This window comes from Micromonospora sp. DT63 (assembly GCF_049841615.1).
Classification (GTDB): Bacteria; Actinomycetota; Actinomycetes; order Mycobacteriales; family Micromonosporaceae; genus Micromonospora.
In genome coordinates this window covers 159,284-173,788 of sequence record NZ_JBNCKQ010000005.1, presented here as the reverse complement: position 1 = coordinate 173,788, position 14,505 = coordinate 159,284, and the positions used below count along the sequence as shown (strand labels likewise).

Genomic DNA, 14,505 nt, shown 5'->3' with positions numbered 1-14,505 from the left:
GCTAGACCCCACCCCCACCCACCCCACGCCGCCGATCTTGCACTTTGTGTCGCGGCAAGCCCTGTCAAAGGGCGACGAAGCAGCGACAGAAACTGCAAGATCGCGGACACGGGCGCGGGGTCTAGACCGTCAGGGGGAGCGCGGTGGAGTGGAACTGGCGGGCGTCGTCGGTGACGACCGCGTGTGTGTGGTCCGTCAGACGGTCCAGCCAGCCGATCCCCGCCGCGCCCATGGCCAGGGCGGCGGTGGCGTACGCGTCGGCGACGCCGAGATCGCTGCCGACCACTGTCACCGAGCGCAGCCCGCCGGCCGGCGCACCCCGCCGGGGATCCAGCACGTGCCGACCGCGCTCGTAGACCCCGGAGGTGGCCACGGCCAGGTCGGTGCCGGCGAGCACCAGACACGTCGCCATCGCGTCCCAGGGGTGCCGGATGCCGATCCGCCACGGCTCCCCCGTCGGCGAGAAGCCGCGGACGCGCACGTCACCGCCGGCGTTGACGCAGTGGTTCGCCGCGCCGGCGGCGAGCAGCCGGTCGGAGGCGACCTGCGCCGCCCAGCCCTTCACGAACCCGGACGGGTCGAGCCGCCCGGTGGCGTACGCGTCGAAGAAGCCGTCGGTGGCGCCCCACAGGTCGGCGCACGCCTCCAGCACGAAGCGCAGGTCCGCCGACGCCTCGGAGAGCAGCACCTCGCCCCGGTCGAAGCGGCACACCTCGCTGTCGGGTTTGTACGTGCTGAAGCGGCCGTCCACCTCGCGCATCCAGGCGAAGACGTCATCGGCCAGCTCCCGCAGGCGCGCGGACGGCAGGTCGTCGGCGAGGTCCAGGGTGATCGTCGTACCCATGATCTGTTCGACCCGGCACAGCCCGGGTCGGGTCAGCGCGGGCGGCACGTCAGAACGCCTGCTCGATCGCGGCCCGCAGCGACTGCTTGTACGAGTTGCTGGTCTCGGTGGCGCCGGAGACGGTGTTGAGGTTGGCGCTCTGCTTCTGCACCACCTCACCGCCGGAGCCGTTGTACATGCTCCGGACGTCGCCGCTGTGGATGTCGGACTCTCCACCGCTGGGCAGCTGCAACGTCACCGCGTCGACGATCTTGTTGCCGGAGACCACGATCTGGACCTGCACGTACCCGTACTCGTTCTTCTCTTCCGATCCGGTCACCCGGCGGGTGGTCGACTGGGGCGCCTTGGTGGTGGTGCGCGGCGCGGTCGGGGCCTTCGCGGTGGTCTTGGTGCCCGACGGCCGCGCGGTGGTCCTGGTCGGCTTGGGCGACGACGACGGGCCGGCGGTCACCGACGGCTTCGGTGCCCCGGCGGTCGGGTCGGCGGCCGGGGCGAGGCTCGGGTCGACGCCCGGCCCGGAGGGGTTGACCGGCTGCGCGGTCGGCAGGTTCTGGGCGACCTGGGTGGCGCCGGGCGAGCCCTTGAGCACCACCAGCGCGGTCGTGCTGGCAGCCAGTCCGGTGATCGCGAACAACGCGCGACGCATGCGATGCCTTCCTACAGCTCGAAGGTGGCCAGGTGGATCTGCCGGCGGGGCACGCCGGCGCGGCGCAGCGCGCGCACCGACTGCTCGACCAGCCCGGGAGGCCCACAGAGATAGACGTCGCGCCGGGCCACGTCGGGCACCAGTTGGCGCAGCCCGTCCGGGCTCATCAGCTGGCGGGGGCCGGGGTCGTCGCGGGAGCCGATGACGTACCAGATCGACGTGTCGCGTTCCTGGGCCAGCCAGTCCAGCTCCCGGCTGAGCAGCACGTCGGCAGGCGTACGGGCCCGGTAGATCAGGGCCGCGCCCGGCGGCAGCTCCTCCAGCATGGCCCGGATGGGCGTGATGCCGCTGCCACCGGCGATCAGCAGCGCCCGCTCGCGCACCCGGTGCGCGGCGGTGAAGGTGCCCGACGGGCCGTGCGCCCACACCCGGGTCCCCGGTTCCAGGTCGCGCAGGTCGGCGGTGTGCCGGCCGACGACCTTGACGGTGAGTCGCAGCCAGCGGCCGTTGGCGGCGGCCGAGACGGAGAAGGGGTGCGACTGCCACCAGCAGCCGGGGGTGAGGAAGCGCCAGCGGAAGTACTGCCCGCCGAGCATTTCCAGGCGACCCAGCCGCTCCCCGGTGAGGTAGATGGAGATGGTGTCCGGGCTCTCCGCGACCACGTCGGCGACCCGCAGCCGGTAGCGCAGGTTGAACGCCAGTGGCGCGATCACCCGGCCCCAGAGCAGGGCGGCGACCACCAGCAGGTAGAGCGCGATCCAGCCGGTCCGCACCGGGCCCGGCTTGTAGAGCTGCGCGCCGTGGGTGAACTGGTGCCCGTAACCGAGCAGCAGCACCAGATAACTCGACCGGTGCAGCAGGTGCCACACCTCGTAGGGCAGCGCCCGACGGATCGCCCGGACGCTGCTGAAGCCGACCACGAGCATGATGCCGGTGGCGACGAAGGCCGAGAGCATGTCCTCGTAGTCGCCGAGCAGCGTGCCCACCTCGGCCAGGACCGACTGGTTCCGCAGGTCGGCGTACCCGACGAGGATCAGCGACAGGTGCGACAGCACGGCTACCAGCAGCGTCGCGCCGATGTCGCGGTGCCAGCGGGCGAGCTGCTCGCCGCCGATCCACCGCTCCAGCACCGGCAGCCGGCTCATCATGAGCACCTGCACGAGCAGCAGGTAGCCGGCGATCAGGCCGGTGATCCGGCCGGCGGCGGTGACGGTGGCCGCAGTGGTCCGCAGCGAGCCGGCGGGGGTGCCCAGCCACCAGGGCAGCACGCTGGCGAGCAGCCCGACCAGGAGCAGCGCGGCCAGCAGCCGGCGGCCGCCGGGTCCGCGCCGCGCCGGGATCTGCGGGGGTACGGGCGCAGCCGACCGGCCGCCGTGCCGGGACGAGGTCGTCCCGGTGCGGCGGCCGGCGGCGTGGGTGTGCGAATGCGTCACGCGTACAGCTTCATCGGTGCGTACTTCATGCGGGGGAACACCTTCTGCACCTCGGCGTTGGTGAGCCCGAAGCGGCCCTGCGCCAGGGAGCCGTACACGTTGAACATGTTGTTGTATTCCGGCACGTCGCCGGAGTCCAGCTTGTCCAGGCCGTTCCAGGTGCCCAGCAGCGAGCCGGCCAGCTTCTTGCCGGACAGGACGGTGACCACGCCACCGTGCCCGTGGTCGGTGCCGCCCTTGTTGGAGCCGACCCGGCGGCCGAACTCGCTGGACACCATGATCGTCACGTCGGCGGCCTGCGGGCCGAGGTCGGTGAAGAAGGCGGCCATCGCGCTGGCCAGCTCGCCCAGCCGGCGGTGCAGCTGACCGCCCGCCTGGGTGCCCTGGTTCTCGTGGGTGTCGTAGCCGCCCATGCCGACGGTGGCGACCCGGACGTTGGCGCCGCCCTTGATCAACTGGGCGAGCTGCTGGAACGCGTTGCCGACGCCCTCGTACTTGACGCCCGCGGCGGGCTGGTACGGCTTGGCGGCGAGCTTCTGCGCCGTGGCCAGCGCGCCCATGCCCTCCTGCACGGCCTCCTCGACCGGGTGGTTGATCCCGGTGAAGAGCCCCTTGATGGCCTTCTCGGTGGCGGCCCGGAACTTGTCGTCGCCGTTGAGCCGCAGCGAGCCGACGTTGTTCAGCGAGAGCGCGCCGTTGTTGCCGACCAGCGAGCGGGGCAGCGTGCTGCCGATGCCGACGCTGCGGAACGCGGTGCCCTTGCCGAGGTGGTCGACCAGTCCGTCGAGCCAGCCCCGGCCGCCGGTCTCGTTGGGCAGACCGCCCAGGTTGCAGGCGTCCGCGGCCTGGAAGTGGCTGCGGGACAGCCGCTCGTCGGAGACCGCCGGGATGAAGCCGAGCTGACCGGCCTTGAGGTACTGCTCCAGCGGCTTGAACGCGCTGGTCAGCTTGAAGCCGCGGCTCAGGGCCAGCGAGTCGTTGCCGAGCAACAGCTCGGGGCGACCCTTGGCGAGCACCGGGTCGTTGTCCGGCGCGACGAGGCTCAGCCCGTCCAGCCCGCCGTAGAGGAAGACGTGGATCAGGGTGCCGGTCTTGGTCGCCGCGAACGACGCCGAGGTGGTGACGAACTGGGCGGTGGCCAGGGCGGTGGCGGTCGCCGCCGCACCGGCGACGAACGTCCGCCGGGTGACGCCGCGGCCGTCCTGCTGGGCCTCCTCCAGGTCCTCAAGCGTGCGGTAGCGGTCGGCCTCGGCCGCGTTCTCGGCGGCGACCAGGTCGGCCTCCGCGCGCAGCAGCGCCTCGGCCGGGTTGTCGGCCAGCCGCCCGAGGTCGGGGCATTCGGGGTGCAGGGGGAAAGAGTTGTACACAGTCTTCTCCATCGGGTGCCTCACCGGAGGTGGTGCTGGGGGGACGCGAGGATCGCCCGCGCGACGGCGGTGATGGCCCCGTTGAACGTGGCATCGACCTTGGCGGTCGCCGGCACGCCGGCCACGCCGAGGATCAGGTTCTTCTCCCGGGTGCTCAGCTTCTGGTTGACCAGTCGCATCGAGAGCGCGTCCACGTACGCCCCGGCGGTGGCCGGCGGCTTGGCGACCAGCTTCTCCGGCGCCGTGTACGTGAAGACGGTGCGGTAGCCCGCCACGATCTCGCCGGCCTCGTTCCAGCCGTTGACCATCGTGCCGGCCGAGGTCCACGCGACGTAGACGTCGGGGTAGCCGTCCGGGGTGGGCTGGCCCATCGGGTACTGGCCCAGCTCGCGCAGCTTGTCGTGGATCTGCCGCAGGCCCCGGGCGAACGGGGTGCGCTTGTTGTCGCCGTTGTCGTTCTTCGCCGACGCCTCCGGCGAGACACCCAGGGCGCGGTACGTGCCGACCAGGTACTCCATCGGCCGGCGCACCTTCTGACCCACCGCCGCCCAGAACTCCGACGAGCTGAACAGCGTCATCAGCACCGGCTTGATCATGCCGTTGTTGCTGGTGTACGACTTGGCCAGCCGGTCCACGAGGGACTTCGGCGGGGTGTCCGAGACGAACCGGGTCGCGAGGCTCTGCGCCACGTACTTCGCGGTCGAGGGGTGCAGCGCGATGTAGGTGATGTACTTGTCGATCACCGCGTCCACGGCGGCGATCTCCTTGGCCGTCGGGTTGTTGACGTCCTTGATGCTGAACGTGTTGGCGTGGGTGAAGCCGAGGACCTTCACCTTGCCCATGTAGTGCTGGTTGACGCGCAGGACGTACTGGCCCTTGTCGTCGACGCCACGGCCGGTCTGCAGCATGGCGGCCTGGCGCACGTCCTTCTCGGTGTAGCCACCGTCGACGCCTACCGAGTACAGCTCCAGGTTCTCCCGGGCGAGGTTCTCGTTGATCGCGTCCTTGCGGGAGTCCTTCTGGTTCAGGTAGATCAGCAGCGCGGGGTGCTTGTTCGCCGCGACCAGCATCTCGGGGTAACTGCCCAGCGCGTGCTTGCGCACCACGTCCTTGTCGAACGACGTGCGGTACACCTCGCCGCCGTCGAAGTCGGCGGCGACGTGCAGGAAGTCGTTCCAGAAGTCGACCATCACCTCGAACAGCTGGCGCTTCGACCAGATCTGCCGGGCCAGGGTGGCGTCGACGACCTCGCGCTCCGGCTGGGCGCCCTGGTCGTTGAGCTTGTCGCGCTGGTCGCGCAACTGCTGGACGGAGAGCGTCTGGGTGGGCAGCTCGGCGAGCTTCAGCTCGGCCTTGCTCGGCTCGATCTTGTCCGGGTCGAGCTGTCCGCGGATCCACGCGTCGATGCCCTGGCGCTTGATGTCGGCGACCACGGCGGGCGTCGCGCCGAAGGTGGCCCGCCGCGCCAGGTGCAGGATCGGGTCCTTGGCGAGCACCGTCTTGACGGTCACCTTGGTCTCCGCGGCGGCAGCCGCCGGGCCGGAGAAGGTCCGGCCGCCGGTCGGCGCGTTCTTCTTCAGCGCCTCGCCGGCCCGAGAGCCCATGTAGCTCTCGTTCTGCTCGGTGTAGGTACGCACCGTGCTGGGCTGCTGGCCGCTGGGCCGCGCCGCGGTCCCGTCGGTCACCGTGCTGCCCGTCGCGTCCGCGGCCGCCTCGTCACCGAAGAGGCTGCGGAACTGCGGCGTCATGGCGAGCGCCGCGCCACCGGCCACGACGGCGGCGGTGCCACCGAGCGCGACAATGGCCTTGCGCCGGCCGACCTTGCGGCCCGGCTCGTCGTCATCGTCCAGGGTGGGCAGTCCCGCGCCGGCCGGACGCGCCGGGGCCGGACGACCCAGACCCTCCGGGCCGACCCACTGCGGCCCACGCGGGGCGGGGGCGGGTTGTCCGGCGTGCGCGTACCCGTCGCCGTACTGCTCGCGCGGGTCGCCCTGCGCCGGGTAGCCGCCCTGGTAGGGGTGGGGCGAGTCGTATCCGTACGACGCGGAGGCGGTGGGGTCGCCGTAGCTGTCCGAGGTGTGGTGCTGGCGTCCGTCCCAGCCGCGGTCGTCCCGCGGTCGACGTGGTGGCACATTCTGGTCGGCCATGTACCAATCCCGATTTCTGATGAGCGCCGGAAGCTGCGACCGAGCGGGTGCGGCAGGTGCGGCGACTGTTGCCTGAGGGGGTTGCTACGGCAAGGTAACCAAGCGCTCAGGTGCCTTCAAGGTGAGCCGAACACGCCGGTGAGGGCACTTAAGACAGCCCTCACCACAGCCTTCGGGGCGGGCCGGCGACCCGGGCCGGGCTCGGACCTTCCCAGCAGGGCGGACGTGCGGCAGCCGGGTACGGATCGGACCACACCGCCGTACGCGACACGTTCCGCGCCGTTCACCACCACAGGCAAACTTAAGGTTCGGCTAAGCCGGACGTGAGGTGTCCTCACGCTGGGAAAAGTAGGAGGAGCGGGCGAGCGTGAGCCGCCGCCGCAGCGGGTATGCCGCCGAACCGCTGAACGCGTGAGGGGAAGGCAGCGCCATGCTCAGCAAAGAGGATCAGCGCAGGTTCGACCAGATCACCCGTCAGCTCCGGGAGAGTGACCCGGCCTTCTTCGCCCGGCTGGACCACCGGGTCCGAGCCCGCAGGGGCCGCTATCTGATGTTGTTGACCATCGTGCTGTGGGCGTCGCTCCCGGCGATGGCCGTGTTCGCCGGCCGGCTGGCCGGCGCGATCTGCGCGGTGGTGCTGGTGGCCAACGCGGCGATCATGTGGCGGTTCCGCCGCCGCTGGACGTGACAGCTCACCCCGGGCCGAACGCCCGGTACGCGCGACGTAGCCGCTCCAGCAGGCCCGGCCCTCCGATGGCCGGCGCCGGCGGGCCGAGCTGGCGCAGCAGGAGATCCGGCCCGGTAGCCAGCCGGGGTGGCCGGTCGGGCAGCGGCACCGGCGACGCCCAGAAGCGGTCTGCCGCCTCCGCGAGGGGGGTGACCGCCAGCCCGGCGAGCGCCCGGGCCGCACCGACCGGCGGCAGGGCGCCCATAGCGGACGGAGCCTCGTCCGATGTGGACCCTTCCTGGTCACGGGTGGCGGTCGGCGCGGGCGACACCGCAGTGCCGGTGGCCTCGGCCCGCCGGGCGCGCAACCGGTCGAGCAGGTCCGCCCGCGAGCGACCACGCCAGTGCAGCAGCTCGAACGGGTCCGCGTCGAACGCCTCGGCGAGCAGATAGAACGTGGCCGCGAGGTGCTTGCACGGCACCGCGAAGTCGGGGCAGTTGCAGCGTTGGGTCAGCTCGTCGACGGCGGCCGGGAAGAGCGGGGCGCCCGCCGCCACGAACAGCTCCTCCAGCTCGTCGGGCAGGTCCCCGGCGAGCAGGCGGGCGCTGAAGAACGCCTGCCCGGCCAACTCGTCCTCGATCCGGGTCCAGAGTTCGGCCGGGAACGCCGCCAGCGCGATGGACACCTCGTACGGCCGGGGCCGGGAACCCTGCACCTGGGCGGTGACCCGGCCCGGCGCGATGTCGAGCCGGAGCACCTGGCCCGCCCGCGCGTACGACCGGCCGCGGGTCAGCCGGGTGCCGAGCGCGAACGACTCCAGCACCTCCAGGAAGCGCCGGGACCACCAGGACCGCCCGATCGCGCCCTTGGCGCTGCGCGCCCGCAGCCCGCCGTCGACCTTGCGGGGTCGCCCGTAGTCGGCGAACCGGTCGGTGCTCACTACTCCACCACCGCCCCGGCTTCCAGGGCGAACAGCTCCCGCAGCTGACCCGTGGACAGCTCGGTGATCCACTGCTCGCCGGTGCCCACCACCCGCTCGGCGAGGGCGCGCTTGTCGGCGATCATCGCGGCGACCTTCTCCTCCACGGTGCCGGCGCAGACGAATTTGCGGACCTGCACCCGCCGGCGCTGCCCGATCCGGAACGCCCGGTCGGTGGCCTGGTCCTCGACCGCCGGGTTCCACCACCGGTCCACGTGCACCACGTGGTTGGCGGCGGTCAGGGTGAGCCCGGTGCCACCGGCCTTGAGGGACAGGACGAACAGCGGCGGCCCGTCGGCCGACTGGAAGCGCTGCACCAGGGCGTCCCGTTCGGCCTTGCCGAGCCCACCGTGCAGGAACAGCACCTCCCGGCCGAACCGCGCGGACAGGTGGCCGCGCAACATCGCGCCGAACTCCGCGTACTGGGTGAACAGCAGCGCCCGCTCCCCCGCCGCCAGCACCTCCTCCAGGATCTCGGTAAGCCGGGCCAGCTTTCCGGAGCGGCCCTCCAGCGCCGAGCCGTCGCGCAGCAGTTGGGCGGGGTGGTTACAGACCTGCTTGAGTCGGGTCATGGTGGCCAGCACCAGCCCGCGTCGCTCGATGCCGTCGCTGGTCTCGATCCGGGCCAGCATGTCGTCGACCACCACCCGGTAGAGCGCTGCCTGCTCGGCGGTGAGGTTGCAGAGCACCTCCATCTCCAGCTTCTCGGGCAGGTCCGAGATGATCGACGAGTCGGTCTTGAGCCGGCGCAGCACGAACGGGCCGGTGATCCGGCGCAGCCGCTCGGCGGCCTCGGCGTCGCCGTGCCGCTCGATCGGCTCGGCGAACCGCTTGCGGAACGTCGCGGCCGGGCCGAGCAGCCCCGGATTGGCGAACTGCATGATCGACCAGAGGTCGGCGAGCCGGTTCTCCACAGGCGTACCGGTCACCGCCACCCGCTGCCGGGCCGGCAGCGCCCGGACCGCCTCGGCCTGCCGGGTCGACGCGTTCTTGATCGCCTGCGCCTCGTCCACCACCACCCGGTGCCAGTCGATGCCGGCCAGGTCGACGGCGTCGCGCGCCGCCACCGAGTAGGTGGTGAGGACCAGGTCCGCGCCGTGCGCGGCAGTCGTGAACTCCGCCCCCCGCGCCCGCTCCGCCCCATGGTGTACGTGCACCCGCAGCCCGGGCGTGAACTTCGCGGCCTCCCGCTGCCAGTTGCCGACCAGCGACATCGGACAGACGAGCAGGGTCGGCCCGGCGTCCGGCGGGTCCCCGGCGAGCAGCGCCAGCAACTGCACGGTCTTGCCCAGCCCCATGTCGTCGGCGAGCACGCCGCCCAGGCCCAGCGACCGCAGGAACGCCAGCCAGGCCAGTCCACGCCGCTGGTACGGCCGCAGCGTCCCCTGAAAACCCGGCGGCGGGTCGAGCGGGGTGAGCCGGCGTTCGACAGCACCGGCGAGCAGGTCTCCCAACGCCCCGTCGGCGGTCACCTCCAGCACCGGCAGCGCCTCGGTGTCGTCGCCGTCGGCGAGTCCGAGGCGCAACAGGTCGGCGACGGTCAGCTCGCCGGCCGAGCGCAGCAGACGCAGACCGGCCGCGAGCCGACCCGGGTCCAGCTCCACCCACCGGCCACGCAGCCGTACCAGCGGGGTCTTCAGCTCCGCCAGCGCGGCCAGCTCGTCGGCGGACAGCGGCTGATCGCCGAGCGCGACCTCCCAGCGGTAGTCGACGAGCGCGTCCAACCCGACTCCGGCCTCGGTGCTGGCCACCGTGCCGGGCGCGGTCCGGCTGCGGGCGCGCAGCCGAGCGCCGAGCCGCGCCGACGGACGCCGCCACCACGACGGCAGCAGCACCCCGAAACCGGCGGCGTGCAGCACCGGGGCGCCCTCGCTGAGGAACCGGTGCGCGCCCTCGACGTCCAACTCCATGGCCTCGGGTGCTGCGGTGCGCAGCGCGGCGTCCAGGTCGGGCCAGAGCCGGCTGGCCCGGCCCAGCTCCGCGAGCAGGGTCTCCTGCGGGCTGGCCGTACGGTCGGCGAGACCGTCGAGCGTGTGCGACCGCCAGACCTCCCCGGCGTCGATGTGCAGCCCCGGCTCGTCGGCCGCCTGCAACCCGAACTCCAGCCGCCACCGTGCGCCGACGGCCGGCGCGTCCTCGCTGGCCTCCGCCGACCCGGCCGGGCCGCTGCCGACCGGCTCGCCAGGACGACGGCCGCCTTCCGTCGCGGCACCCGCGGCCAGCGCACCGCCGCCTTCCGTAGCGCCACCCTCGGGCAGCGCACCGCAGCCCGGCCGGCCCGGGGCAGGGGCGGACGGCACGGCGTCGCCGGTCCGGCTGGCGGCGAGTGTGAGCGGCGCATCTCCCGGCAGCGGGCGGGTGGCCAGGATCGGCTCGGTGACCTCGTCGGGCGCCGGCTCCACCAGCCGGAAGCTGGCCCGGACGGCACCGCCGGCCGCGTCGCGCTGCCAGTCGTCGAGTTCGGCGCGCAGCATGTCCAGTGCGGCCCGGTCGACGGTGAAGTCGCGGCGGGGGCCGGCGAGCGCGGCCAACCAGGCCGGCGCGGGCCCACCGGGACGCACCCCTCGGGCCAGCGTCGTGGCCGCGAGGGCCACCCGGGCGGCGGCGTCGGTGAGCGCGTCGAGAGCGTCCGCCACCAGCGCCGCACCCGTCACCTCGGTGGCACCGGCCGTGGCCGCCGCGCGGGCGGCGGGCGGTAGGGCCAGCGCCAGCGACCGCGCCCAGGCCGCGTCGGTGCCGGTCAACAGCGGACGCCAGACGGCCCGCGCGACCACCTGGCCCGCCCGGTCCGCCGCCGACCCGGCCCCACCGGCAGCGGCCGAGCCGGCAACGGCCGGGACGGCAACGGCCGGGACGGCAACGACCACGTCGGCAGCGACCGAGCCGACAGCGGTCGGGCCGGCAGCGGCCACGTCGGCAGCGGTCGCGTCGACCGGCGCGTGGACGCCGGGCAGGACGCGGCCCCGGGCGACCAGGTCGGCGGCGAAGTCGGCCAGCTCGGCGAGGTGGCGCAGGGTCGCCCCGGGCACCGCCGGGAGGTCGTCCAGGGCGCGCAGCAGTGCGAGGGCGTCGTCTGGGGCGTACAGCAGGGTGGGCACCTGCCACGCGGCGAGGGTGAGCCGGCCGCGGGCCGGGGGTGCGACGGCGGTCCGGATCAGCTCGAGTGAGTCGGTCGGCACGCCCGCCCGGGTGGGCAGGGTGAGCAGCGCGGTGGCCGGACGGGCCGGTTCGGCCGCGTCGGCGAGGGCCGCGACGAGGTCGGCGTGGCCGGCGGCGAAGGGATGCGGGCGCTCCCGGGGTGGCCGGCCGGGACGCGTCGGAGCCGGCGGCGCGGCGCTGTCCTCGGCCCAGACCGCGAGGCCGGTGGTCGAGTCGTCGCCGGGCTTCCACAGCCCATGGATGACCAGCACCTACTCCCCCTTTGCCGCCCGCGCCCAGGATAGGCGGCCCGGTGCGACGCGCGTCAGCGCCCACCGCACGACACCCGCGGCCGCTGTGCTGATCAGGTGAGGGTGTCCGCGCGTCGGCGACACGGCACCCGGCACCGGGCTGGGTTAGCGTCGGCACCATGGTCGATCTCCTGGTCGTCGGCGGGCTCGGGGTGGATGTGCGGGTCCGGGTGCCCGCGCTGCCGCTGCCGGCCGCCGACTCGCACACCGTCGAACCGATCGAGCTGCGCATCGGCAACACCGGCGCCGGGGTGGCGCTGGCCGGCCGGGCGCTCGACCTGCGGGTCCGGGTGGTCGACACGCTCGGTGCGGACCCGGCCGGCGATCTGGTCCGGGCGGCGCTGACCCGGGCCGGGGTGCCTGCGGTGCTGGCGCAGGACAGCGGCGGCACCCGGCGGTCGGTGAACCTGGTGGACCCGGGCGGTCGGCGCACCTCGCTGTACGACCCACGCCCGTGGCGGGGCGACCCGCCGTTCTCGCCCGGTCAGATCGCCGAACTGGTCGCGGACGCCCGGCACGTACACCTCTCGATCATGGATTGGGTGGTGCCGTCGCTGGCCGCCGTGCGGGCCGCGCTCCCGGCGGGCGTGTCGCTCTCCACCGACCTGCACGACTGGGACGGCGCGAACCCCTACCACCGGCCGTTCGCCGAGGCCGCCGATCTGGTCCTGGTCAGCGGGGTGCGGCTGGGCGAACGCGCCGCCGCGCTCGCCGGCACGCTGGCGCCCCGGACCGTTGTGGTGACCCGCGGCGCGGACGGCGCCGAGCTGTACCCGGGCGACGGCACGCGGGTGGTGGTGCCGCCCGCCGCCGCGCCGGGACCGGTGGTGGACAGCAACGGGGCCGGCGACGCCTTCGCGGCCGGGCTGATCGCCGGCAGGCTGCGGGGCGAGCCCCTGACGGAGGCGGCCCGGTACGCGGCTCGGGTCGCCGCGGCGGCCTGCGCCCACGACGGCATGGAGTATCCGCCGGGCCTGTTACCCGCCGGATGACGACGGGGCGGCCGGCCTCAGAGCGCGCCGGTCGACCCGTCGGTCAGTTCGCGCAGGATGTCGGCGTGACCGGCGTGCCGGGCGGTCTCCTCGATCAGGTGGACCAGGATCCAGCGCACCGACACCTCACCGAGCTGCGGGTGCGGCACCACGTGGTCGAGGTCGAAACGCGCGGCGACCTCCCGGGACCGGGCGCAGGCCCGCTCGTACGCCTCGACGAGCCCGTCGAGCGTGTCGCGCTCGTCGAGCGTGAAGCTCGCGAGCGCGTCCTCTTCCGAGTTCAGGTAGACGTCACCCGGCTCGGGTGCGAGCAGCACCGGAAACCAGTTCCGCTCGACAAGCGTCAGGTGCTTGACCAGCCCGGCGAGCGTGGTCGCGGAGGGCACCAGCCGGCGGGCCGCGTCGGCGTCGGACAGGCCACGCAGCTTGCGCAGCAGCACGCCACGGTGAAAGTCGAGGAACGAGGTCAGCACGGCGCGCTCGTCCCCGACGCGGGCGAGCACCGGGCCGAGCGTCGGATCGATGGTCTGCTCCGTCATTCGCCGACCGTAACCACGTCGGGGCCCCCGCGCTGCCCCGCATCCCGCTGCGAGGTGCCGTCGCGACGGGCAGGATGGGCGCATGGCTTCCTCCGTGCAGATCCTCCTCGTCGGCGGCGCGGCGGACGGGCAGACCGTGACCGTCGAGCTGGACACCAACGGCCGCCCGCCGCTCACCCACCACCACATCGGGTCCGGTGGGCTGGCGGGGGCGCAGATCTACGAGTTGGAGTCCGCCCGCGAGGAGAGCCGCGAATGGCGCTACCGGTGGACCGGGCCGGCGGTGTGATCCCGGGTCAGACCCGGGTGAGGGTCTGACTGCGCAGCCTGTCCAGCACGCCACGGGTGACCTCCGAGGTGCCCCGCGCCTGCTCGCAGACCTCTGCGACCCGCCGGGCCGTGGCCTCGGCACGTTCCTCGCGTTCGTCCCAGAGCCGGTCGACCTCGGCCAGCAGCGGCCCCTCCACCTCCCGCTCCACGCCCCGCAGCGCCGGCACACCGAGCCGCTGGGCCAGGTCGAAGACCTTGCCGGCGTACGGCAACGGCAGGAACGGCGTGCCCACCATCGCCGCGAAGATCAGAAAGTGCAGGCGCATGCCGACGGCCAGGTCGAAGTGGCGCATCAGCCCGAGCACCTGCTCCGGTGAGTAGGTGCCGTGCAGGATCCGCCCCCGCTCGGCGGCGACCATGTGCGACAACACCCCGTGCGAGTGCCGGATGTCGTCGCGTTCCATGGGCACGAACAGCACGTACGCGTCGATGCGGTGCACCAGGAAGTCACCGATCTGGGCCAGCAGCCGGTGGTAACCGTCGACGTCGAGGCGTTCGGCGGCCCGTCCCGGCTCGCGCACGCTGATCCCGACCAGCCTCTTCCCGGCCGGCACCCCCTCCTCGCTGAGCAGGTGCGCCGGGAAGTCGGCCGGCTGCAGCAGGAACGCCGGGTCGGCGGTGACAGTGATCGGGTTGAGCAGTCCCGCCTCTTCCAGGACCATCCGGGACTCCTGGTCGCGGACCGTCACCTGGGTCGCGCCGGCGAGCGTCTCCCGGACCATCCCGGTGTCGACCGCGTCGCTGAGCGGCCCGACTCCCACCGCGTACGTGATGAGGGGCAGGCCCCGTTCCTGGGCGACCCGGACGACCCGCAGGTAGCGGCGGGCCTCCCGGTCGTAGAGGATCCCGCCGCCACCCAGGATGAGCAGGTCGAGCTGAGCGAGCACCAGCGCCGAGTCGGTACGGCTGACGCCCTCCCAGGGCACCGCCTCCACGTCGGGGTGGGCGGCCCGGGTGTGTTCCGGGTTGCGGGAGAAGACGATGATCCGGGCGTTCGGTTCCTGCGTGCGTAGATCGGTGAGCAGGCCGGTGAGGATCGCCTCGTCGCCGAGGTTCCGGCCGCCGTACGAGCCGAGCACACCGATGGTCAGTCCGGCGCCATGCGTCATCCG

General features: G+C 73.3%; 11 protein-coding genes and 1 pseudogene. 3 read left to right on the top strand and 9 right to left on the bottom strand.

Features of this window, described 5'->3' with window-relative positions; all coding sequences use genetic code 11:
* Positions 1-121 precede the first annotated feature (121 nt).
* The 5 genes from ACLQ27_RS19875 to ACLQ27_RS19855 are packed head-to-tail and all read right to left on the bottom strand — an operon-like array spanning position 122 to position 6,437.
* Positions 122-844, bottom strand: a complete 723-nt coding sequence (locus ACLQ27_RS19875; protein ID WP_357496803.1) for an FAD:protein FMN transferase — start codon at positions 842-844, stop codon at positions 122-124.
* A 49-nt stretch (positions 845-893) separates the two neighbouring features.
* Positions 894-1,490: an FMN-binding protein gene (locus tag ACLQ27_RS19870; RefSeq protein ID WP_357496548.1), complete on the bottom strand. Its 597-nt coding sequence runs from the start codon at positions 1,488-1,490 to the stop codon at positions 894-896.
* A gap of 11 nt (positions 1,491-1,501) precedes the next feature.
* The gene (locus ACLQ27_RS19865) at positions 1,502-2,923 is read right to left on the bottom strand and encodes a ferredoxin reductase family protein (RefSeq protein WP_357496546.1); all 1,422 of its coding nucleotides are present in this window, start codon (positions 2,921-2,923) and stop codon (positions 1,502-1,504) included.
* The gene (locus ACLQ27_RS19860; RefSeq protein WP_425868052.1) at positions 2,920-4,302 is read right to left on the bottom strand and encodes a DUF1501 domain-containing protein; all 1,383 of its coding nucleotides are present in this window, start codon (positions 4,300-4,302) and stop codon (positions 2,920-2,922) included. Before ACLQ27_RS19860 ends, ACLQ27_RS19865 begins: the two co-directional genes overlap by 4 nt.
* A gap of 8 nt (positions 4,303-4,310) precedes the next feature.
* Positions 4,311-6,437, bottom strand: a complete 2,127-nt coding sequence (locus ACLQ27_RS19855; protein ID WP_357496542.1) for a DUF1800 domain-containing protein — start codon at positions 6,435-6,437, stop codon at positions 4,311-4,313.
* A gap of 430 nt (positions 6,438-6,867) precedes the next feature.
* Here ACLQ27_RS19855 and ACLQ27_RS19850 point away from each other — a divergent pair, with 430 nt between their 5' ends.
* Positions 6,868-7,125, top strand: coding sequence for a DUF3040 domain-containing protein (locus ACLQ27_RS19850; RefSeq protein WP_234586377.1), 258 nt, complete (start codon positions 6,868-6,870; stop codon positions 7,123-7,125).
* A gap of 4 nt (positions 7,126-7,129) precedes the next feature.
* On the opposite strand, the gene ACLQ27_RS19845 is transcribed toward ACLQ27_RS19850, so the two are convergent.
* Both ACLQ27_RS19845 and ACLQ27_RS19840 read right to left on the bottom strand, forming a co-directional pair.
* Positions 7,130-8,044 carry an SWIM zinc finger family protein gene (locus ACLQ27_RS19845; protein ID WP_425868050.1) on the bottom strand — a complete coding sequence of 305 codons (915 nt, stop codon included), beginning with the start codon at positions 8,042-8,044 and terminating at the stop codon, positions 7,130-7,132.
* Positions 8,044-10,878: pseudogene (locus tag ACLQ27_RS19840) on the bottom strand (DEAD/DEAH box helicase); the annotation flags it as partial. The gene ACLQ27_RS19845 and the pseudogene ACLQ27_RS19840, both read right to left, overlap by 1 nt.
* A 773-nt stretch (positions 10,879-11,651) precedes the next feature.
* Between ACLQ27_RS19840 and ACLQ27_RS19835 the strand changes: the two are divergent.
* Complete coding sequence (locus tag ACLQ27_RS19835) at positions 11,652-12,524, top strand: carbohydrate kinase family protein (protein ID WP_425868048.1); 873 nt, start codon at positions 11,652-11,654, stop codon at positions 12,522-12,524.
* Positions 12,525-12,541: 17 nt separating this feature from the next.
* On the opposite strand, the gene ACLQ27_RS19830 is transcribed toward ACLQ27_RS19835, so the two are convergent.
* On the bottom strand, positions 12,542-13,063 hold the full coding sequence (locus ACLQ27_RS19830) for a DinB family protein (protein ID WP_425868046.1): 522 nt from the start codon (positions 13,061-13,063) through the stop codon (positions 12,542-12,544).
* 82 nt (positions 13,064-13,145) lie between these two features.
* Here ACLQ27_RS19830 and ACLQ27_RS19825 point away from each other — a divergent pair, with 82 nt between their 5' ends.
* Positions 13,146-13,352 carry a hypothetical protein gene (locus ACLQ27_RS19825; RefSeq protein WP_357496534.1) on the top strand — a complete coding sequence of 69 codons (207 nt, stop codon included), beginning with the start codon at positions 13,146-13,148 and terminating at the stop codon, positions 13,350-13,352.
* A 7-nt stretch (positions 13,353-13,359) separates the two neighbouring features.
* Here the strand turns inward: ACLQ27_RS19825 and ACLQ27_RS19820 are convergent, their stop codons facing one another.
* Complete coding sequence (locus ACLQ27_RS19820) at positions 13,360-14,502, bottom strand: polysaccharide pyruvyl transferase family protein (RefSeq protein WP_425868044.1); 1,143 nt, start codon at positions 14,500-14,502, stop codon at positions 13,360-13,362.
* Positions 14,503-14,505: the final 3 nt, after the last annotated feature.